15 protein-coding genes are annotated in these 21481 nt (G+C 57.9%); 9 read left to right on the top strand and 6 right to left on the bottom strand.

Annotated features, from left to right (window positions below; genetic code table 11):
* The first annotated feature begins 10 nt into the window (after positions 1-10).
* Positions 11-4459 (top strand): chemotaxis protein CheB, encoded by a 4449-nt coding sequence (locus MUY35_RS01095; RefSeq protein WP_248363177.1) that lies wholly within the window; start codon positions 11-13, stop codon positions 4457-4459.
* 186 nt (positions 4460-4645) lie between these two features.
* Entirely contained in the window at positions 4646-5062 is a 417-nt protein-coding gene (locus MUY35_RS01090) for a hypothetical protein (RefSeq protein WP_248363175.1), read from the top strand.
* A gap of 48 nt (positions 5063-5110) precedes the next feature.
* Here MUY35_RS01090 and MUY35_RS01085 read toward each other — a convergent pair whose 3' ends face one another.
* The 3 genes from MUY35_RS01085 to MUY35_RS01075 all read right to left on the bottom strand — a co-directional run bounded on the left by MUY35_RS01085 (position 5111) and on the right by MUY35_RS01075 (position 9087).
* Positions 5111-5263 carry a hypothetical protein gene (locus MUY35_RS01085; RefSeq protein WP_248363173.1) on the bottom strand — a complete coding sequence of 51 codons (153 nt, stop codon included), beginning with the start codon at positions 5261-5263 and terminating at the stop codon, positions 5111-5113.
* Positions 5264-5362: 99 nt separating this feature from the next.
* A complete protein-coding gene (locus tag MUY35_RS01080; protein ID WP_248363171.1) occupies positions 5363-8020 on the bottom strand; it encodes an erythromycin esterase family protein in 2658 nt (885 codons plus the stop codon).
* Positions 8021-8103: 83 nt separating this feature from the next.
* Complete coding sequence (locus MUY35_RS01075; protein WP_248363169.1) at positions 8104-9087, bottom strand: zinc-dependent alcohol dehydrogenase family protein; 984 nt, start codon at positions 9085-9087, stop codon at positions 8104-8106.
* A 235-nt stretch (positions 9088-9322) separates the two neighbouring features.
* Here MUY35_RS01075 and MUY35_RS01070 point away from each other — a divergent pair, with 235 nt between their 5' ends.
* On the top strand, positions 9323-9589 hold the full coding sequence (locus tag MUY35_RS01070) for a hypothetical protein (protein WP_248363167.1): 267 nt from the start codon (positions 9323-9325) through the stop codon (positions 9587-9589).
* Between the two features lie 48 nt (positions 9590-9637).
* Here the strand turns inward: MUY35_RS01070 and MUY35_RS01065 are convergent, their stop codons facing one another.
* The 3 genes from MUY35_RS01065 to MUY35_RS01055 all read right to left on the bottom strand — a co-directional run bounded on the left by MUY35_RS01065 (position 9638) and on the right by MUY35_RS01055 (position 13122).
* Entirely contained in the window at positions 9638-10165 is a 528-nt protein-coding gene (locus MUY35_RS01065) for a universal stress protein (RefSeq protein ID WP_248363165.1), read from the bottom strand.
* A complete protein-coding gene (locus tag MUY35_RS01060) occupies positions 10107-11654 on the bottom strand; it encodes a cyclopropane-fatty-acyl-phospholipid synthase family protein (protein ID WP_248363163.1) in 1548 nt (515 codons plus the stop codon). The genes MUY35_RS01065 and MUY35_RS01060 overlap by 59 nt, the downstream gene beginning before the upstream one ends.
* Before the next feature lie 565 nt (positions 11655-12219).
* Positions 12220-13122: a LysR family transcriptional regulator gene (locus MUY35_RS01055; RefSeq protein ID WP_248363161.1), complete on the bottom strand. Its 903-nt coding sequence runs from the start codon at positions 13120-13122 to the stop codon at positions 12220-12222.
* A gap of 122 nt (positions 13123-13244) precedes the next feature.
* Here MUY35_RS01055 and xdhA point away from each other — a divergent pair, with 122 nt between their 5' ends.
* The 6 genes from xdhA (at position 13245) to MUY35_RS01025 (ending at position 21329) form a co-directional block, all read left to right on the top strand.
* On the top strand, positions 13245-14702 hold the full coding sequence (gene xdhA, locus MUY35_RS01050; RefSeq protein ID WP_248363160.1) for a xanthine dehydrogenase small subunit: 1458 nt from the start codon (positions 13245-13247) through the stop codon (positions 14700-14702).
* A gap of 14 nt (positions 14703-14716) precedes the next feature.
* Positions 14717-17041, top strand: a complete 2325-nt coding sequence (xdhB, locus tag MUY35_RS01045) for a xanthine dehydrogenase molybdopterin binding subunit (protein ID WP_248363158.1) — start codon at positions 14717-14719, stop codon at positions 17039-17041.
* Positions 17042-17045: 4 nt separating this feature from the next.
* Positions 17046-17939 (top strand): xanthine dehydrogenase accessory protein XdhC, encoded by an 894-nt coding sequence (gene xdhC / locus MUY35_RS01040; protein ID WP_248363156.1) that lies wholly within the window; start codon positions 17046-17048, stop codon positions 17937-17939.
* Positions 17932-19536 carry a xanthine/uracil/vitamin C permease gene (locus MUY35_RS01035; RefSeq protein WP_248363154.1) on the top strand — a complete coding sequence of 535 codons (1605 nt, stop codon included), beginning with the start codon at positions 17932-17934 and terminating at the stop codon, positions 19534-19536. Before xdhC ends, MUY35_RS01035 begins: the two co-directional genes overlap by 8 nt.
* 72 nt (positions 19537-19608) lie before the next feature.
* Positions 19609-20910, top strand: coding sequence for a guanine deaminase (guaD, locus tag MUY35_RS01030; RefSeq protein WP_248363152.1), 1302 nt, complete (start codon positions 19609-19611; stop codon positions 20908-20910).
* Complete coding sequence (locus tag MUY35_RS01025; protein ID WP_248363150.1) at positions 20907-21329, top strand: heme-binding protein; 423 nt, start codon at positions 20907-20909, stop codon at positions 21327-21329. Before guaD ends, MUY35_RS01025 begins: the two co-directional genes overlap by 4 nt.
* Positions 21330-21481 lie beyond the last annotated feature (152 nt).

Raw genomic sequence — 21481 nt, 5'->3', positions numbered from 1 at the left:
AGGAATTAGAGTGACCAAAGAAAAACCAACAACCAAGCCAAAGAGCGGCAAAACCACCCGCGCCAAGGCGCAGGAAAAACCGTTCTCGGTTGTCGCGTTGGGCGCGTCGGCTGGCGGGCTTGAGGCGTTCACGGCATTCCTGAAAGCTCTGCTGCCCGACAGCGGTATGGCCTATGTTCTGGTGCATCACGTGGATCCCCAGCACAAAAGCCTGATGGCGGAACTGTTGGCGCAACACACCAAGATGCCCGTCGAAATGGCTGAAAATGATATGCCGGTGGCCCCGAACCATGTCTATGTCATCCCCCCGAACAGTTACATGGAGATCGAAAGAGGCGTTCTGCGCCTATCAGAGCCAAAGGACAAGCGCGGGACAAGGTTGCCGATCAACAGATTCCTGTTGTCGCTGGCTCGCGATCGGGGAAGCAATGCAGTTGCGGTGATCCTAAGCGGCACCGGAACTGACGGATCAGCCGCGATTGCCGAGCTCAAGGCGCAGGGCGGTATCGTGCTGGTTCAGGACCCGGCAGAGGCGCAGCAGGACGGGATGCCGCGCAGCGCGATTGCAACCGGTGCCGCCGATCATGTCGTGCCGATTGCTCAGATGCCGGGGATCATTGCCGACTTTGCTCAACATGCGTTTGTGGCATCGACTGCCTCCAAAGCTCCATTCGGCGAAAATGCGCGCCAGTCGCTGGCAGGGATCGTGGCCACGCTCAAAGCCCATTCGCCGATCAATTTCGACCTGTACAAGGAAGGCACGCTGCTGCGCCGGATCGAACGGCGCATGGTGCTGCGACACATGCAGAATTCAGTGGATTATCATGCGTTGCTGATGGATTCACCGGAAGAAGCAGAGGCCCTGTGCCGCGATCTGTTGATCAGCGTCACGTCTTTTTTTCGCGACGCGGACGCCTATACCTGGTTGGAAGACACCGTGCTGCCTGAACTGGTGGCCACGCGTCCGGCAGGCGAGGCGGTTCGCGTATGGGTGCCGGGCTGCGCCACTGGCGAAGAGGCCTATTCGCTGGCGATGTTGCTGATCGAACGGGTATCAAGCCTGAAAAAGGATATCAGAATCCAAATTTTCGCGTCCGATGTGGACGAACACACTTTGGCAACGGCCCGCGTCGGTCTCTATCCGGATTCGATCGAGACCGATGTCTCGCAGCGGCGGCTGGACCGCTTTTTTGTCAAGGAAGACCACAGCTATCGCGTGTCGCGGGAATTGCGCGAAGCGGTTGTTTTTGCACATCATAACGTCCTGGCCGATGCGCCGTTTTCGAAGCTGGACATGATTTCCTGCCGCAATCTGCTGATTTATCTGACGGCAGAAGCGCAGGACCGCGTGATGGAGGTCTTTCATTTCGCCCTGAGCGATGGGGGCGTTTTGTTTCTGGGGATGTCAGAGACCGTCAGCGAGAGTGAGGCGCTTTTTCAGCCGCTGTCCAAGAAACATCACATCTTCAAACGCTGTGGTGCGTCACGCGCGCGCCACTTGCCGTTGCCGGTCGGCCCCGGTTATCAGTTGCGAACGGGTGCCTCGCCGCATGCCATGCCACCCTTGCCCGGTGGATTACGACTGGCCGACCTTAGCCAGCGTGTGTTGGTCGAGAATTATGCACCCGCCGCCGTACTAGTGAATGCCAATGCAGAAACCCTGTATCTGGAAGGTCGGACAGATCTCTATGTCAAGGTGGCAACCGGCGAGGCCAGCCGCGATCTGCTGGCCATGGCGCGCGACGGTTTACGCACGCCGTTGGCCAGCGTTCTGCGCGCCGCGCGCGAAACGGACAACACGGCAAGCAACACCGCAAGAATGATGCGGGACGGATCCAGCGTGACCGTTGACATACACGCACATCCGATCGTTCTGGATGGTGCACGACCGTTCCTTGTGACCTTCCAGGATCGTGCGGAACCAGCATCGGTTACGACCAGCCCACCGCAAGAGGGCGCAGCGACCCATCTGCTGGAGCGCGAGCTGGAAAAAACCCGCGCCGATCTGCGCAATACCATTCGCGACTATGAGCGCTCGACTGAGGAGTTGAAGGCCAGCAACGAAGAAGCCATGTCGATGAACGAAGAGTTCCAGTCGACGAATGAAGAACTTGAAACTTCAAAAGAAGAGTTGCAGTCACTGAACGAGGAACTGATCACGCTGAACACTCAGTTGCAGCAGAAGATTGACGCCGAGCGGCAACTGTCGGACGACCTGAACAACTTTCTGGCCAGCTCGGGAATTGCCACGATTTTCCTGAATCGCGACCGGGAAATCATGCGCTTTACACCGACAACCCGTGGTCTTTTCAATTTGATCAGCAAGGATGTCGGCCGCCCGATCAGCGATTTCACCAGCAAGCTCGACGACCCAAGCCTGTTCGATGACATTGCGAAAGTGCAGGAAACCCTGGTTCCCGTTAAGGCCGAAGTGCAGGCGGAGGATGGCAAATGGTATAACCGTCAGATTTTGCCCTACCGCACGCAGGACGAAAAGATTGACGGTGTGGTGATTACCTATTCGGACGTTTCTGAACTCAAGGCGTTCCAGCACAAGACACTGACGGCGCAGCGGTTTGCAGAGAATATTGTAAATACGGCTCGCGCGCCCTTGCTGGCGCTTGACGAAGACCTGAATCTTATCCAGGCCAACCGGTCCTTTCATCGGCTGTTCGATACGACAGATGCAGACGTCGTCGGAAAAAGCCTTTTTGCGCTGGCAGACGGCCAATGGGATACGGCCGAGTTGCGCCGCCATCTTGGGCGTGTCGTGCCTGAGGGACCATCGGTCGAGGCCTTCAGCCTGACGATCAAGGTTGCTGGAAAAGGCAAAAGGGATTTGGTTCTAAACGCCCAAAAGATGGCCAATCCAGATGCTGCCGCGGACCTTATCTTATTGGCATTGGAAGATGTGACCGAACAAAAAAGGGCGCAACAATCGCTGCGTGATCGGGAGGCCCGGTTGCATGCCATTATGGATGCCGTACCTGAGGCCATCATCACGATCAATACTAACGGGATCGTCACCAGCTATAGCCCGCCCTCGGCGATGATTCTGGGTTATACCAAATCCGAGGTGCTGGGCCGCAACGTGAACATGCTGATGTCCGAACCGCACCGACACCAGCACGACGGATATATTTCAGCCTATCTTTCGACCGGAAAAGCCAAGATCATCGGCATCGGCCGCGAGTTGGAAGCGCGCCAAAAATCCGGAGCGTCCGTTCCGATCTATCTGAAAGTATCAGAGGTAGTGATCGGCGGTGATCGGCAGTTTCTGGGCGTCATACGCGATCTGACCGCAGAAAGGGAAAGCCGAAAACAGCTGGAACAGGCCCAGAAAATGGAGGCTATCGGCCAGTTGGCAGGCGGCATCGCGCATGATTTCAACAACCTGCTGACCGTCATAATCGGCAATATCGAATTGTTGGAAATGCGCCCTGACGATCCCAACCGTGCGTCCATTCTGGGCGAAGCCCTTGAGGCTGCAAATCTTGGTGCGGCACTGGTTGCCAAATTACTGCTACTGTCCAAAAGGCGACGACTGGCACCCGAACGACTGGATATGAGCCATGTTATTGAAGCGCTCAAACCTATTTTGCAACGTACACTGGGCGAGCATATCGTCATAAGGGCGGACGTGGACAGTGATGTCGATCTGGTGCTGGCTGATCCGGGGCAGATCGAAAGTGCCGTGCTGAATTTGGCAATCAATGCCCGCGACGCGATGGGGCAGGGGGGAACCCTGACGATCCGGGCGCATAACGCAAAGGTGGGCGCGGGTCAGCACGCGGATGACAACGCTGATCTGGCCCCAGGGGATTATGTCGTCCTGTCGGTCATTGATACAGGGTCGGGTATGACATCCGAAGTGATGGACCGCGCGTTCGAGCCGTTTTTCACCACGAAAGACCCCGGCAAGGGGACCGGCCTGGGCCTGCCGATGATGTATGGCTGGGCTCGGCAAAGTGGCGGCGCTCTTACCCTGCGCAGCAAACTGGGCGAAGGCACCGAGGTGCGCCTTTACCTACCCGCAGTCGCGGCGGGGAATGATGCCGTACAGAATGGCGCATCGGCGGCGAATGGGGCAGTAGGAGAGGCGAAGGGTGAAACCGTTCTTCTGGTCGAGGACGATCCAAGGGTGCGAAACCTGACTCAGCAGCGTCTTGAACACTTGGGCTACTCGGTTGTCGAGGCTGCGGACGGGCGCGCAGCGCTGGCGCATCTGGAAAAAGGGCGTGATATCAATCTGATGCTGTCAGATATTGTGATGCCAGGGGGCATCGACGGGTTTGAACTGGCCAACAGGGCAAGCGCGCTTCACCCGGACTTGGAGATCATTCTGACAACCGGATTTGCCCGCACGACCGATGATGCGACTTGGCCAGTTCTGCGCAAACCCTATGACATTGACACACTTTCCAAAACCCTGCGCAAATTGCTGGATGCACCCACTTAACAGCGCCACAGAACATATTTTCAACGGCCTTTGAGAAATATCAATTCCAGTGCGGGAATTTGGACCACCCTAAGACAGTTGGCGGGCGAGGAAAGCCTGCCTTGTCGAAGGAGAGGTCATATGCGCTGCGCGTTCAACAGAACCGGTCAGCTCCGGCACGCTGCCAGTCCGATGAATGAAAGGCCATTGCTGGCACTGGACATCACGGACATGGGCACCGATGACGGTGTTGACGTGACAATCCGCGATGAAGCCTCGGGTCGGATTCTGTTTGAGACAGTGCTCGCCGACCCGGACTCTCGGACGTTGCTGACTTTTGGCAGCCCCGAGACCGAGACATTTTGGCAGTGTCTGCAAACACACGGGCACGTTGATCATGTGCGACATCTGTTCTTGACAGCGCGGTGCCGCTTCAGCCTCTTGAACATGACGATATCAACAAAACGGATCGGTCATGCGGAAGTTCGCAATGTCGCGTTCCTGCGATTGATCGAGGACGTGTTGGATGAACTGCGGACCAGGGAACCCGGAATGTCGGTCGAGGTGGCGGTGACCCAACGCAATCCCGCATTTGCCGATTTCGTCAGGTATGATCAAGAGTGAGCGGAGCACGGTGCCAGTGCGTGCATTAGCGCCTGTAAGCCGCTGAACTTAAGTCACTTTTTCGTGGCGCGTTTGCGCGCGCTCTCGGCCTCGGCAAGTGCGCATCTCTCGTTCTTCGTCCCAATCCGGGATGGCTATGTCGGGTTCTTCCGTCGCCGACTCCTCGTTGGTTTGATCAGTCGTCTCTTTGCTTACTTCCATGCTGCTTTCTGTTCGTCATATTTTCCCTCATCAAGACATAAAGAAGGCACCTGAGACACGTGCAGATGTAAGAACGACCCGCAGGTTTTCGGGGCAAGTTCACAAGCCAAACGGATAGGTTTCGTCCTCTTTGGTGTTTGCCAGTGTGGGCAGCGCTGTGACCGCCTGCGTTTGGTCAAACCAGACGAAAGCATCATATTGGTCAGGCAGCGTGGCATAGCTGTAGTGGCTCGCACGTTCAGTCTCGGGCCGATAAATGACGCCGATGTAGCGCTGCAATCTTTGCTGGGACAGGAGCCGCAGGAAATCAGCTGATTGTTCCTTTTTGAAGTCCCACAGGAAGCGTTCAAGATCGAGGCCATGGAAAAGCGCCTCATAGCTTTCGGGGCGCGGGGGGCGGATGTCTTTTGTCTCCATTGGGGCGTCCCATTCGGACGCGGCAGCAACGGTGCCTGATGCAGTTCCAAATCCAATCAGGGCGGCCGCGTCGCCATATTTCTCGCGGCAAAGTTGACCGATGTTCAACTCGCCACGGTTGCGTCCCATGTCCGTGAAACGCGCATCGCCGATATGAGAATTATGCGCCCAGACAACAGCTTTTTTGTCCGGCCCAGCATGGTCTAGAATTTGGTTCAATGTCTGGAACATGTGCTTGTCGCGCAGGTTCCAAGACACTTGCGAACCGTAATACATCGCGCGGTAATACCGCTCTGCACTGGTGACCAGTCGTGCGTTTTGCGCCGCATCAAAAAACGCATCGCCGTCTTGCGCGGTATAGTCCAATTGCTTCTTGAACAGATCAATCAGGATTTGCGTGACCGGCTTTTCACATTCAGAAAACCCGCGCGTCAGCGCAGCGCGGCCGTAGGCAACGGGGTCATGCGACCATGCTGACAAACAGGCATAACGCGAGCGGGCTACAGCGGCTGCCGCTTCGTCGACGCGATCAAGATACGCCAGAACCGCCGCAATCGATGCATTCATATTGTAGAGGTCGAGGCCATAGAATGCGACGCGGTCGTCGATCTTTCTTGCCCGGTTGTATTTCTCCAAATCGCGCGTGAAAGCATCAAACTCGACGTTGCGCCACATCCATGTGGGAAAGCGCGCAAAGGGCGGCGGGTTCATGGGTGCGGGACTCACTTGTCGAATGTGGCGGTTAACGGCCGCAGCGTCCGGCCAATCGGCCTCAACTGCGACAATTGAAAAGCCGAAATTTTCAATCAGTCGTTGGGTAATCGCGGCCCGCGCCCGGTAAAATTCCGAGGTGCCATGTGAGGCCTCACCGAGAAGCACCACGCGCTTTGTTCCGAAACGGTCGAATGCCTTTGCGAAATCAGGATCATTGATCGGGGGCAGGGGCTCAGCGGCGGCCCGCAGGACGGACAGGGCGGTGTCGACTTTTGGTCGCGGCGCGGGCTTCGGTCGTGCGGCCACCGCCGGGCGCAGATACGCCTTGAACCATTGGGCGGCATGATCGACGGCACGATCCAGTGTGCCCGGCTCTTCAAATAGATGACCCGCCCCCGGCACGATCTCCAGTTTCTTCTCACAGGTCATCGCAGCAAGCGCCTGTTGGTTCAGCCGGATGACGTCGTGGTCCAGACTGCCAACGATCAGCAACGCAGGGCTGGTGACTTGCGGTAAGTAATCCGTGGCCAAATCTGGCCGCCCGCCACGCGAAACAACCGCTGCCACCCGGCCTTTGAGTTCAGCCGCTGCTACAAGCGCGGCTCCGGCACCCGTGCTTGCCCCAAAAACCCCGACCGGCAAATCTTCAAGATCAGGCTCAGATGTGATCCAGATCGACGCTTCCACCACGCGGTCGGCCAGCAGCGGTATGTCGAATACGTTTCTGCGGTCTTGTCCTTCCTCCGGTGTCAGAAGGTCGAACAAAAGCGTCGCAAACCCTTCTGCATTGAGTCTGTCGGCCACGTATGTATTTCGTGGGCTGTGGCGGCTAGACCCGCTACCATGCGCAAACAGGACGATGCCGTGCGGATTTGGTGGAACCGTCAGATCGCCGGGCAAGCCAAGCGGAGGAATGGACGCTTGCCGTTTGTGGCGGGCTGGCGTGACTGCGCGCGCGGTATTTGTCGGTCGGGTCGAAACCTGACCCAGCAGGGCCACTGTTTCGTTGTCCGACAACTGGTGAAAGTTGCGGTAAAAGCCGCCGACGCCCCGGAACACTTCCGCTGGATGCAGGCAAATTACATCGTCTGCCTGATCGGAAATTTCCTCCAATGCCTCTTTCGGCGCGACCGGAAGGGCAACGATGATCCGCTTCGGATTGGAGCGTTTCAGCCCGATCAAAGCCGCCTTCATCGTGGCACCGGTGGCCAGTCCGTCGTCTACGACAACAACGGTTCGACCCGTTGGGTCCAGCCTCGGGCGATCGCCCAGATAACGCCTTTTGCGTCGTTCAAGCTCGGCTCGTTGGCTGGCCACAGCCTCTGAGATGAAAGCCTCGTCAGCACCAGACAGGCGTTTCACGCTTTCGTTGATGACAATCTCTCGGCTCGCTCCCTCAACAATTGCGCCAAGGGCAACCTCGGGATTTCGCGGTGCACCGATTTTTCGGACTAGTAATAGATCAAGCGGCGCATGAAGCGATTTTGCGATCTCGACGGCCACTGGCACGCCGCCGCGGGGCAGGGCATAAATCAACGGCTGATCAAGCTCCAGCGCCACCAGAACTTCAGCCAATTGCCGGCCCGCGTCAGCGCGATCAGTAAACGTGAAAATCACTTGTTCCATGGTGGCGAGTCTATGACGTCGGCGGCTTCCAAGAGTGAGGTCGATCAATCGTGGCGCGAAGTATCTTTCAGGCCAAGAACGTCTTAGGGCACAAGCACCGCGGCACCGTTCAGATGGCCGTTTCGCAGGTCGTCCAAGGCTTTATTTGCGTCTTTGAGTGGATAGCGTGTTGTATGGGTTTGGACACCGGCCTTTTCGGCCAGCGGAAAAAAAGCCGCGCCGTCCTGCCGCGTAAGGTTGGCGACGGACATGATCTGACGCTCATGCCATAAGTCCGCATAGGGAAATGACGGAATGTCACTCATGTGAATACCCGCACAGACGACACGACCACCCTTGCGGACTGCTTTCAAAGCCTTTGGGACAAGCGCGCCCACAGGTGCAAAGATGATCGCAGCGTCCAGGAAAACGTCGGGGGCCATGTCGGAACCGCCCGCCCAGACGGCACCAGTTGCGCGCGCAAAATCCTGTCCGGCGCTGTCGCCCGGTTGCGTGAAGGCATATACGTCACGGCCCTGCCATACAGCGATCTGGGCAAGGATGTGTGCCGCCGCGCCAAAACCATAGAACCCCAATCGCTGCGCGTCACCCGCCATGGAATAGCTGCGATACCCAATCAGTCCGGCGCACAGCAGGGGGGCCAACCCGACCGGGTCCGCATCGCGCGAAAGCGCAAAAACATAGGCGGCATCGGCGACGCATTCTTCGGCATAGCCGCCGTTCAAGGTGTATCCCGTAAAACCGGGTGCATCACACAGGTTTTCGCGTCCTGCCTTGCAATAGGGGCAATGGCCACAGGTCTGTCCCAGCCATGGCACCCCCACGCGTTGGCCGATCGCCAATCCTTCAACTTCCCCGCCGACTTGCGCGATCCTACCGACAATTTCGTGTCCGGGAATAAGGGGCAACACCGGGTCCGTTAGTTCCGCGTCGACGATATGCAAGTCAGTGCGACAGACACCGCAAGCCTCAATAACGAGCCGTACCTGTCGGGGCCCGCAGGTTGGCACAGCCACATCCTCAAGCCGAAGTTCGGCCGTCCCTTTGTGCAGAACCATTGCTTTCATCAATTTCTCTCCATCGATGGCCACGGCTTGTAAACCGTCTGTTGCGGGCAAGAATGATGCGGATCACTCGGCCATGGTAAAAATGCCGCCTATCCTTAATCTGTAGTCAGCAAATTTCTGCCAAACGAAAGAATTCCAACGGACATATTGATCGGAATCACTTGAGGGATAATTATCGCTCTTATCAGTTGAATCACGTTCGTGCTTAGCCATGTGTGGAGGTGAAAATTTCGCGATGACCGACAATGAAAGCTGCCTGGATGTTATGCGGTGGCTTGGCCCCGGCGGGCGTTTGCTTCCGTCGCAGGTTCAACCAAAGCGAAGCGAACTGACTTATGAATTGCAGAAATACATGCATATTCTGGGGCCAACGCCGAAAAGTTGCCTGGCAACGCTCGCAGACCTCGGGCTGTCTGATCCAGAGATTGCGCGCTATTTCAAGGTACCCAAAAATATCGTTACTGATCTTCGCCAAGTCTGGAATATCGACGGCGAAGCCTGATCCAATGTGCATGGGACGCTGCGGCGTTCGAAAAGCGGGTCTGCTGACCTATCTGACTGTCAGGACGCTACAGTCCGCATTGTGCAGAACTTTTTGCGAGACGCTGCCCAATACGGTGCTCTTGAGAACACCAAGTCCGCGCGACCCGATGACGATCATGTCGACGTTGAATTCGTTGGCGGCGCCCAGGATTTCTTCGGCGTAGTCGCCTGCACGCACGGAGGTCTTGGCGTTATTGACACCTCGTTCAGCGCAACGTTTTTTCGCTCTGGCGACGATCTGCTCTCCAAGAACCGATATGATGTTTTCGGTTCTTGGATCCGTCCTACTGCCCCCCAGAAATTCGGGGTGACTTCCCGTCACATATGCGATGCCCGGAGAAATGACTGTTTGCACTTCTTTGACCAGATGTTCCACCTCAGCCATATGCACCAACTCCTCGGCCGGACGACCGCGCATCGTGACATGCACGATGAACATATTTGCGTTCAGTTTGCCTGCCAGTTCAGCTGCAAGGTCAACGGCCCTTTGTGCGTTCTGAGACCCATCGACGGCCAGAAGGATTTTGTCGATCATTGTCTTGCTCCTTTCGAGGGAAATAATGTGAATTGCCTAAATCGTTTGGACGAACTGCCCGTCCATTGCCTGCATAATGCGTTGGCCGTCCTGCACCGTCCGCCTGTGTGATCGCCGCAAAACCTGATCTGTCATAGATATAGTCGCGCGTCGGCGGGACGGCATCGATATATCGTGACAACTGGAACTGGAAAACTGCTTGCGGGCCATTGCGAAAGGTTTGCTCGCACGCGGCAAGATAAAAGCGCCACATCCTGACAAAGCGATCATCATACATCGCCGCCACCTGATCTTCATTCTTCTGAAAGCGGTTGTACCAATGTCGCAATGTATAGGCATAGTGCAGGCGCCAACACTCGATGTCAGTTGCCCACAGCCGGGCTTTCTCGACGGCGCTCATGGCTTCTGAAACGGTCGGGATGTAGTCACCCGGAAAGATGTATTTGGCGATCCACGGGTTCGTGCCCTCCGCCGGGCCAGCCCAGCCTATTGTGTGGATCAGGGCGATCCCATCCGGCAACAGCCGGTCGCGCACCGTCTGGAAGTATTCATCGAAATGGCGCAACCCCACATGTTCGAACATCCCGATAGAGACTATCCTGTCAAAGCTTTGATTGACGTGGCGATAGTCACAGAGCCGAAAGTCGACCCTGTGCGCCAGACCTTCGCGTTCTGCGCGCCGTGTTGCATAGGCATGCTGCTCTTGCGACAGCGTGATGCCGACAACACGTGCATCGTAGTCTTTGGCCAAGGTCAGTGCCATTCCGCCCCAGCCGCACCCAATATCCAGAACCGACATGCCCGGTTCGATCATCAGTTTGCGGGCAATATGCTTCTTTTTGCACGCCTGCGCCTGCTCCAGCGTCTCGTTCTGGGTTTTGAAATAACCGCACGAATACTGCCGGTCCTCGTCTAGAAAGAGGTCGTACAGACGCCCCGAAAGGTCATAGTGATGTGCCACGTTGCCGCGCGCGCGTTCTATGACGTTGTTTTGCGCCAGCACCCTCAAAGAAGACCGTAATCTTAGCAGCGGCTTTTGCCACCAGACCCGATTTCCAGCAGCAAGCCGAGCATTGCGCACGATCAACGACAAAAATCCTTGCAGATCATCCCCGTCTATCGTCAGCGACCCGTTCATATAGGCTTCGCCCAACGCCATTTCTGGGTTTAATGCCAGACGCCTTACGGTCGAGGCGTCGCGTAGCCGAACTGTTACTGGATGGCGGCTTTGGTCGCCGTATCTATGACTGTCGCCGGACGGCATGACGACGTGCAGTGCACCGTCGCGCAGAGTCGACCTCAGCATTCTGTCGAGTGCGTATTCTGAAAGCCGTATCATCAGGTCACTTTCTGTCCAAAGCTCATCCATCATGAACTGGTCAGACCGCAGGCAAATCGGATGGAGTTTTGCCGGACTATTTTCTTTCAGGGCGACGGGTCGCTGCGGACCAACTAGGATGATGCCGTCTGCCCGCCAAGTCTTGCGCATGAAGCAGCAGCCAAATTGACGCTGATCAATTGGTGTAGAGATTTCGGATTTTGATCGGTAAGTGTGTTCGTTCGTCCGAAAGGATGGTTGATCCTACCCCACAGAGGTGGTCCGCCCCTGTAGTTAGCAACGGAGGATCAAACGACATCGCTGGCGTGACGCAATCGCGAGATTGCTGCTCTGGTTGTATGCGGCTGTCAATCAAAGCTCTTCTGGATCTGCGTCGTGTCGCGCCACTTTTGCGGGTGCGCAGCTTGTGCAGCTGAGCCGGGCGGGTGGTTATGTTTGCCATCATGTTGGCGGTGACCGGATATCGGGCTAAGGGTCAATGAGATCTGGCTCGGTCCGAACTAGGCGGCGTCCCTTTCGCCATGCAGAGGTTTGAGTGACGCCGTGACCACACCCACGCTTCCCGTGCCCATGAAGTCCAGTCAGCGTTTGGAAAAAGGGCGGATACCGGATGTTCGCTGCAAAGTAGTTCGAGGCCAACATTGCGGGGCACACCGGCTATTCGAGCCTGCGTTTGCCGTGTCTGCTTTCGCCCTGATGGAGACCTATCCACAGTTCATGTCAGGGACAGCTTCTCACGGCAGCGCTCAAGCAAGAAATCAATGAAAAGGCGGACTTTGTTGTCCTGCAATCGCCGGTGCGGATAGAGGCATCCGAACATCGCGGGTTCTGGCGGCGTTTCAGGGAGCACTTCGACGAGGTCCCCACTCTGGAGGTGGGAGATGACGTCAAAACGCGGCTTGTTGATGATACCACGCCCGGCACAGGCCCATGCCGTCAGCACATCTCCGTCATCGGAATCGTAACTGCCCGAGACGTCCATCCGCTTAGGGCCTTCAGATGTCGACAACGTCCAGAACCATTCGGGCGATCGTGGGTAACGCAAGAGCAGGCAATTGTGGCGCGTCAAATCATCGGGTGTCTGCGGCACACCGTGTTTTTCAAGATAGGACGGCGCGGCACAAAGGATCCGCGGCGTGTCCATAATCTTGCGCAGCTTCAGGTTCGAATCCGGCGGCCGGCCAATGAACAGCGCCACATCAAGGCCGTCCTCCAACAGATCCACCTTGCGGTCTGACAGGCGCAGCCGCACCGACACATCCGGATACATATCGACAAATTCGGGAATGATCGGTGCGACCAATCGCTTTCCGACGCCAAGGGGTGCTGTCACCTGCACGGTGCCGTGCGGTGTTTGGGAATAGCCGGAAATCGCGGCCTCGGCGTCTTCCAGGGTTTGCACAACCTGGCGGGCGTGATCGTAGAATGTTTGGCCGACGTCCGTGGGGGACAGCTTGCGGGTCGTACGGTTGAACAGACGCACATCCAACCGTCGTTCAAGCTCTTTGATACGTTTGCTCGCGACCGCCGGTGTCAGTCGCAGGTCGCGCCCACCGGCTGTGATACTGCCAAGCTCGACCACTCTCACGAATACTCTCAGGCTTTCAAGATAGGGCACGGGAACCTCTGATTATCTACGAATCGTTGAAAGAGCGTAGCCGAATGCGCCGTATTTCGGGATAGTTAAGTGAGTCATAGTTGCTGAGATCGCAGATTCCCGACTGCGGCAAGGGAGGAATTATGACAACCAGATCCGAAATACGCTTCGTGCTGAACAACCGCGACGTGACATTGGACACCGTGAGCGCAAGTGACACCTTGCTTGATTTCCTGCGGATTGATCGCCGCCTGACCGGCACCAAGGAAGGCTGCGCCGAGGGCGATTGCGGCGCGTGCACGGTTCTGGTGGGACGGTTGCAAAATGGCGTGCTGCGCTATGAGCCGGTGAATGCCTGCATCCGGCTGACAGCGTCGCTCGATGCTTGCCATGTTGTCTCCGTTGAATATCTGTCCGGTCCGAACGGGAAGCTGCATCCCGTCCAACAGGCGATGGTGGATCATCACGGCAGCCAGTGCGGCTTCTGCACGCCGGGCTTCGTCATGTCGCTTTATGCGCTTTGGATGGGGAACCCCGAACCGTCCGAGACCGAGATTGAAACCGCGCTTCAAGGCAACTTGTGCCGCTGCACGGGTTACGAGCCGATCATCAAAGCAGCGAAGGCCGTGACCGCCCACGGCAGCCCAGCCGATGACGCGCTGACACTGGAACGGGCGGCAATGACCGCCAAGCTGGCGCAGTTGCGCGATGGCAAACGGGTTGAAGTGTCAAGCGGTGGCAGCCGCTGTATCTTGCCCGCTTCTGTAGATGATCTGGCGGAAGTTCTGCTGGAAACCCCTGACGCGACGATCATCGCAGGGGCGACCGATGTTGGTCTTTGGGTGACGAAGTTCCTGCGCGATATCTCTCCCGTCGTGTTCCTGAGCCATCTGGACGAGCTGCGCCAACTCGACGTCACAGAGGACGAGATCAAAATCGGCGCGGGTGTAAGCTATACCGACAGCCGGACGGCGATGTCTGACGACTACCCGCACCTTGCCGCGTTCTGGGACCGGATCGCGGGTTGGCAAATCCGCAGCATGGGGTCGATCGGCGGCAATATCGCCAACGGATCGCCCATCGGCGACACGCCACCGGTTCTGATCGCCCTTGGTGCATCTATCACGCTGCGCAAAGGTGGCGTCCGCCGAACCATCCCGATCGAGGACTTCTTCATCGACTACGGCAAGCAGGACATCTCTAAGGGCGAGTTTCTGGAAAGCATCAGCGTCCCACGCCCCGCCAAGGACACCATTCACGCGGCCTACAAGATATCCAAACGTCGCGACGAAGATATCTCGTCCGTCTGTGCGGCATTCAACGTCACCGTCGAGGGCGGCACAATCACCGCCGCGCGGATCGCATTCGGCGGTATGGCCGCGACCCCCAAGCGGGCCGCACACGCGGAAGCGGCGCTAGTCGGCGCAGCATGGAGCGAGGCTGCGCTGATCGCAGCCGCCCAGCGGCTTGGCGACGACTTCAGCCCGCTCAGTGACTGGCGCGCATCGTCCGATTACCGCCTGCAAGTGTCCAAGAACCTGTTCCGCAAATTCTGGCTGGACCAGCAAAGCGACACCGCCACCAACCGCCTTAGCGCGTAAGGGAGAGATTTGCCATGAATGTTCAAAAATCCGCAAATGCCCCGATTAAAGGGGCCGTGAACTCCGATCTGCGCCATGACAGCGCCATCAAGCACGTCACCGGCCGCGCTGAATACTGCGATGACATCGCAGAACCCATCGGAACCCTGCACGCCTATCTGGGGCTTTCCACCAAGGCGCATGCGCTGCTGCGCGACGTGGACCTGAGCGCCGTGCGCGCGGCCCCCGGCGTTGTCGGCGTGCTGACGGCTGACGATATTCCGGGCGTCAACGACGTCTCCCCGACAGGGCGCAATGACGAGCCGATCTTCGCCACTGAGAAGGTCGAGTTCTGGGGGCAGCCAATGTTCGCCGTCGTGGCCGAGACACGCGATGCGGCCCGCCGTGCGGCCAAGCTGGCGCAGATCACCTACGAAGACCTGCCACACGCGCTGGATCCCGAAGCCGCGCAAGAGGCCGGCATGGGGTATGTGACCCCGCCGTTGACGCTCAAACGGGGCGAGGCCGAAAGCGCGATGAGCAAGGCGGCCCACCGTATCAAGGGCAAGCTGCGTGTTGGCGGGCAGGATCACATGTATCTTGAAGGCCATATCGCGTTTGCCATTCCCGGCGAAGATGACGACGTCATCGTTCACTCCTCCACGCAGCACCCGTCGGAAGCGCAGCACATGGTGGCGCATGTTCTGAGTGTGCCGTCGAATGCCGTGACCATCAACGTGCGTCGCATGGGGGGCGGGTTCGGGGGCAAGGAAACCCAGATGAACCTGTTCTGTTCGGTGGCCGCCGTGGCTGCGAAGAAATGGAACCGCGGCGTGAAAATCCGCCCGGATCGCGACGACGATATGTCAGCGACCGGCAAGCGCCATGACTTCGTGATCGACTACGAAGTGGGCTTTGACGACGACGGTGTGATCGAAGCTGTGACCGGAGATTTTGCGGCGCGCTGCGGGTTTTCGTCTGACCTGTCTGGCCCGGTGACCGACCGCGCGCTGTTTCATGCCGACAACGCCTATTACTACCCGAACGTCCTGCTGAATTCGCACCCGATGAAGACCAACACCGTGTCCAACACCGCCTTTCGCGGCTTTGGCGGACCGCAGGGCGTGATTGCAGCTGAACGGATTATGGAAGAGATCGCCTATCACCGCAGGCTGGACAGCCTTGAGGTGCGCAAGCGCAATTTCTACGGCGACAATGGGCGCGATGTGACGCCCTATCACCAGACCGTTGAAGACAATATCGCACCGCGCATCTGTCAGGAACTGGAAGACAGCGCCGATTACCGCGCCCGTCGCCAGGCCATTCTTGAGTGGAATGCAAAGGGTGGCACGATCCGCAAGGGGATCGCGCTGACCCCGGTGAAGTTCGGGATCTCGTTTACCGCCACCTGGTATAATCAGGCCGGAGCATTGCTGCACATCTATTCGGATGGGTCTGTGCATCTGAACCATGGCGGCACGGAAATGGGTCAGGGTCTGAACACCAAGATCGCGCAGATCGTGGCCGATGAGCTTCAGGTGGATTTTGACATGATCAAGATCACCAAGACGACAACGGAAAAAGTGCCGAACACCTCCGCGACGGCGGCCTCATCAGGGTCTGACCTGAACGGGATGGCCGCGCGGGACGCGGCACGGCAGATCAAGGAACGACTGGTGGCGTTTGCGGCCGAGCATTGGAAAACCGATGCCGATGCCGTGCGTTTCCTCCCCAATGCGGTTCAGGTGGGCGATGAGATCATGTCCTCCCGTGATTTCATCAAGCAGGCCTATATGGCCCGTGTCCACCTGTCCGCAGCAGGGTTTTACAAGACACCTAAGATCCATTGGGATCGCGAAACGGGGCAGGGCCGTCCGTTCTACTATTACGCATACGGTGCCGCATGTTCCGAAGTGTCCGTTGACACGTTGACGGGCGAATACCGCGTCGAACGCACGGACATTCTGCACGATGTCGGCAAGTCCCTGAATCCGATCCTTGATGTCGGTCAGGTTGAGGGTGCGTTCATTCAGGGCATGGGGTGGCTCACCACAGAAGAGCTGTGGTGGGACGCCCAGGGCCAGCTGCGCACCCATGCGCCGTCGACTTACAAGATCCCGCTGGCGTCGGATCGTCCGCGCATCTTCAACACGAACCTCGCGACATGGTCCGAGAACAAGGAACACACCATGAAGCGGTCCAAGGCCGTGGGTGAGCCGCCGTTCATGCTTGGCATTTCGGTGTTCGAGGCCTTGTCGCACGCGGTCGCCAGTATCGCCGATTACCGTGAATGCCCCCGTCTGGATGCGCCTGCCACGCCAGAGCGTGTGTTGATGGCGGTCGAGCGTTTGAAGGGCTGATTCCATGACCCTCGCCGACTTCCTGACAACACCCGAAGACGTCGTCCACATCCGCCTGACGGATGTGCGCGGGTCATCGCCGCGTGACGCAGGCGCGCAGATGTTTGTCAGCGCCGATGGCCTGCACGGGACGATTGGCGGTGGACAGCTGGAATATATGGCCATCGACAAGGCCCGCGCGATGTTGCGTGCCGGGGATGTGGCGGAAGATATGGACGTGCCATTGGGGGCGGAGATCGGTCAGTGTTGCGGAGGCCGCGTCGCCGTCACATTGCACCAGATGACAGACGCGGATCGTCTGGTCGCGCGCAGGGCTGAGGGGCGCGATATTGCTCAGCGCCCTCATGTCTACATCCTCGGCGCGGGTCATGTCGGGCGCGCGTTGGCGCGTTTCTTTCAGTTCTTGCCTGTGCAATGCATTCTGATTGACGCGCGGCACGAAGAGCTATCCCTGTGTGATGCGAAGGTCGAGACGCGCCTATCTGTAATGGCAGAGGCGGACATACGCTGCGCCCCGCCGAACAGTGCCTTCATCGTGCTGACCCATGATCATGCGCTTGATTTCCTGCTGACATCCGAGGCGCTGGACCGATGCGACGCGGCCTATGTCGGCCTTATCGGGTCCGCGACGAAACGGGCCAAGTTTTCGCGCTTTCACGCCTCCAATTCAGTCACAAAAGACACCTGCAATCTCACCTGCCCCATCGGTCCGACACAAAGCGCCGACAAGCGCCCCGAGGTCATCGCGGCCTTCGTTGTGGCAGAAGTCATGACACGGCTGACCGGTCCGGCACCGCGCCCGACGTCGCCATCACACCAACAGAACCAAACTCCGCAAAGATCGTCTGAGAAGCGCGGCGTGGAGCAATACCAATGGGAGGAAACCCGAAATGTCTGATACAGCCTACAGCTACAAGTTATTCAACAGGAACGATTTTAACGCGTTCTGGGCCTTGTTCACCGACAACCTTGTCAATCTTCTGATCCTGTCCGGGATCTGTCAGTTCGTCTTTCAGATGCCAGCCGAAATCGTCTTTGGCCGTATTGTGCCGGGTGCTGCGGTTGCGATCCTTGCGGGTGTGGTCGTTTACACATTGATGGCCAGATGGGTCGCCAACAGGCAGGGCAAAGACGCGACCGCGCTGCCCTACGGTATCTCGACCCCCGTCATGTTCGTTTACCTGTTCGGCGTCATCGGCCCGATCTACTGGGCGACGGGCGATTCCCTGCTGGCCTGGCAGGTCGGCATTGGCGCAGGCTTCATGGGCGGCATCGTCGCTGCATTCGGTGCAATCGTTGGCCCGTTCCTGAAACGGATCACGCCGCGTGCGGGTATGCTGGGCACGCTGTGCGGTATCGCCTTGGTGTTCATCGGGTCGGTTCCTCTTGCCACCATCTTTGAACATCCCCTGATCGGCTTTACGTCACTGTTGTTCATTCTGTGGGGTCTGATCGGTCGCTTCCGTCTGCCGGGCAATCTGCCTGCCGGACTGGTGGCGATTGGGGTCGGCACGGTTATCGCGATTTTCCTTGGTCAGTCGTCTTTCAACACCGACGGCATCGGTTTTTACGCGCCCATTCCCTACTTCGGGGACATGCTCATCGGTATTCAATATCTGTTTGCCAATCCCGAGTTGTTCCTCGTTCTGATCCCGGTGCAGATCTACAACTTCATTGAAACGATGAATAACGTAGAATCCGCCGAAGCCGCGGGCGACAGCTATCCGGTTGCCGTCTGTCAGGTGACAGACGGTGCGGGCACGATGATCGGCGCGTTGTTCGGCTCGCCTTTCCCGACAACAGTCTATATCGGCCACCCAGCCTACAAGCGGATGGATGCGCGTGCAGGATATATCATCGGCGTGGCCCTTGTCATTGCGGCTGCGGCGTTCCTTGGCTTCCTGTCGTTCCTCGCCGGGTTGATCCCGATTGCAGCAGCAGCCCCTGTTCTGGTGTTCGTGGCCGTGAGCCTGATCACCAACACCGGTTACGCGGTGAAACCTGCGCACATGGCGGCTGTCGCATTTGCGATCTTGCCCCATATCTCGAACTTCCTGATCACCAAGTGGGGGTCGTTGATGAACGCTCTGCGCAACACAGGTGTCGAAGGCCTGCCCGGTTTGGGCGATGGCGAGTTGACGGCGGCGCTGCTCATGGAAGGGGCCCATTACGAAGGCCACCTTGCCTTGTCGCAAGGCGCGATCATCACCGGACTTGTCTGGGGCGCTATTGCGGCGGATGTGATCGACGGGCGGTTCAAGCAGGCAGGCGGGTTCGCAATCGCAGCGGCTGTGATGTCATCGATCGGGATTATCCACAGTTACACCTTGCAGATGCCGCAATTTGACGGGGTCACGATTGGCTACCTGATCATCGGGGCGTTCATGATGATCTATCCGATGGTTGCGCCCAAGGAAGACCTTGAGCATCGCATCATTGTTCCTGACGAGCCTGACCTCGTGGATGATGATAGCCCGGCGCTCGACGTCGCTTGATTGCAGAACCTGACGAGGCGGCCGCGAAAAGGCCGCCTCGTTCACCTCCACCCCCACGAAAGAAGCTCTCCTATGTCCGATACCCTTCTGCGCGGTCGCCTTTTGACGTTTCATCAGGAGCCCGTGGGTCCTGACGATACAGACGCCTATAGCTACATCGAAGATGGGGCTGTGTTGATCCGGGACAGCATGATTGTCGCTTCGGGCAACTATGATGAGGTTGCCGCCACATCCAATGGTGCCAAGATTACAGACCATCGCCCGCATCTGCTGATGGCCGGGTTTATCGACACGCATATCCACTTCCCGCAGGTGCAGATCGTCGCCAGTTGGGGCAGTCAATTGCTGGACTGGCTGAATGGCTACACCTTTCCCGCCGAGGCAGAATACGCCAACGCCCAACACGCCCGCGCCATGGCGGGGCGGTTTTGCGATTTGTTGACGGATCATGGCACGACGACCGCCGTCGCGTTCTGTTCGGTCCATGCCTCATCCGCCGAAGCGTTGTTTTCGGAAGCCCAAGACCGCAACATGCGGATGATTGCCGGCAAAACCATGATGGACCGCAACGCACCCGATGCGATTTTGGAGACTGCGCAAATGGGTTATGACGACAGCAAGGCACTTATTGCGAAGTGGCACGGCAGGGGCCGCGCCTCCTATGCAATTACGCCGCGCTTCGCGATCACCTCAACCCCCGAGCAACTTGAGATGTCTGGCGCATTGGCCAACGAGCATCCCGATTGCTACATCCAGACCCACTTGTCCGAGAACCACGACGAGATTGCCTATACGGCCACGCTGTATCCGGATGCCCGCGACTACCTTGATGTTTACGAAAGCAACGGACTGCTTGGCCCGCGCACCTTGTTGGGACATGCTATTCACCTCAAGGACCGCGAAATCGGCGCGATGGCCGACACCGGTGCCCATCCGGTGTTCTGTCCGACGTCCAACCTCTTCCTCGGGAGCGGGCTGTTCGATGACGCGGGCTTGCGCGCGCGAGGCATCCAAAGCGGGATCGCCACGGATATCGGGGCAGGGACCAGCTATTCGATGCTACAGACGCTGAATGAAGGGTATAAAATCCTTCAACTCCAAGATCAGAAATTGCACACGCTCCGCGCCTTTCACTGGATCACCCGCGGCAACGCAGAAGTCTTGGGGATGGCCGACAAGATCGGCACCCTTGATGCGGGAACAGAAGCCGACATCGTCGTCATCAACGCACGCGCCACCGCAGCAATGGACGTGCGAATGGACCGGGCCGAAAGCCTGTCGGACGAATTGTTCGTCGTTCAAATGATGGGCGATGACCGTGCAATTGCACAAACCTACGTTGCTGGCGTGCCGCAAAAGAAGGAAACGACATGATTTCAGTTACCCGGCTTGATATCGCAGATGCCGACGTCCTTATCGAAGGTGCGGTGGCACAGGCGAAGGCGATCGGCGTGCCGATGTGTATCGCGATCACCGATGAGGCGGGCCAGTTGATCGCCTTTTGCAGGATGGACGGCGGCAAAGTGACGTCGACGACCATCGCAATCGACAAGGCGTTCACCGCTGCCGGCGCGAAGAAAGCGACGCATGAATACGGGATCGCCAGCCAACCGGGCGCACCCGCATACGGGATCGGGTCCGCCATCGGCGGTCGGTTGATGGTTGTCGGCGGCGGCCTTCCCGTCATTGTTGACGGCCATGTCGTCGGGGGGATCGGGGTCAGTTCAGGCACGCCTGATCAAGATAGGGCCGTCGCGCAGGCAGGAATTGACGCCTTCCTCAATCAGATTTGAGCGACTTGGAGAGCCATTGATCTGTCAGGGGTCCAATTGGGTCGATTTAATCGAACCACACATGGAAACCTATCTACTGCGGCGTCCGGCTAGTCGAAATTTGACAAGAACGGCTCGTTTGAAACCCGCCAATCACCTATGATCTTGGTCGA

It is taken from the genome of Aliiroseovarius sp. S1339 (assembly GCF_023195695.1).
Classification (GTDB): Bacteria; Pseudomonadota; Alphaproteobacteria; order Rhodobacterales; family Rhodobacteraceae; genus Aliiroseovarius.
Note: the sequence above shows the minus strand (reverse complement) of the source record. Positions and strands in the feature narration are given on the sequence as shown.

Coding starts and splice junctions, on each gene's coding strand:
- guaD (WP_248363152.1), top strand. CDS start 19,609: ATGTCCGATACCCTTCTGCGCGGTCGCCTTTTGACGTTTCATCAGGAG.
- MUY35_RS01060 (WP_248363163.1), bottom strand. CDS start 11,654: ATGCGCAAGACTTGGCGGGCAGACGGCATCATCCTAGTTGGTCCGCAG.
- xdhB (WP_248363158.1), top strand. CDS start 14,717: ATGAATGTTCAAAAATCCGCAAATGCCCCGATTAAAGGGGCCGTGAAC.
- MUY35_RS01070 (WP_248363167.1), top strand. CDS start 9,323: ATGACCGACAATGAAAGCTGCCTGGATGTTATGCGGTGGCTTGGCCCC.
- MUY35_RS01025 (WP_248363150.1), top strand. CDS start 20,907: ATGATTTCAGTTACCCGGCTTGATATCGCAGATGCCGACGTCCTTATC.
- MUY35_RS01085 (WP_248363173.1), bottom strand. CDS start 5,263: ATGGAAGTAAGCAAAGAGACGACTGATCAAACCAACGAGGAGTCGGCG.
- xdhC (WP_248363156.1), top strand. CDS start 17,046: ATGACCCTCGCCGACTTCCTGACAACACCCGAAGACGTCGTCCACATC.
- xdhA (WP_248363160.1), top strand. CDS start 13,245: ATGACAACCAGATCCGAAATACGCTTCGTGCTGAACAACCGCGACGTG.
- MUY35_RS01075 (WP_248363169.1), bottom strand. CDS start 9,087: ATGAAAGCAATGGTTCTGCACAAAGGGACGGCCGAACTTCGGCTTGAG.
- MUY35_RS01065 (WP_248363165.1), bottom strand. CDS start 10,165: ATGATCGACAAAATCCTTCTGGCCGTCGATGGGTCTCAGAACGCACAA.
- MUY35_RS01080 (WP_248363171.1), bottom strand. CDS start 8,020: ATGGAACAAGTGATTTTCACGTTTACTGATCGCGCTGACGCGGGCCGG.
- MUY35_RS01035 (WP_248363154.1), top strand. CDS start 17,932: ATGTCTGATACAGCCTACAGCTACAAGTTATTCAACAGGAACGATTTT.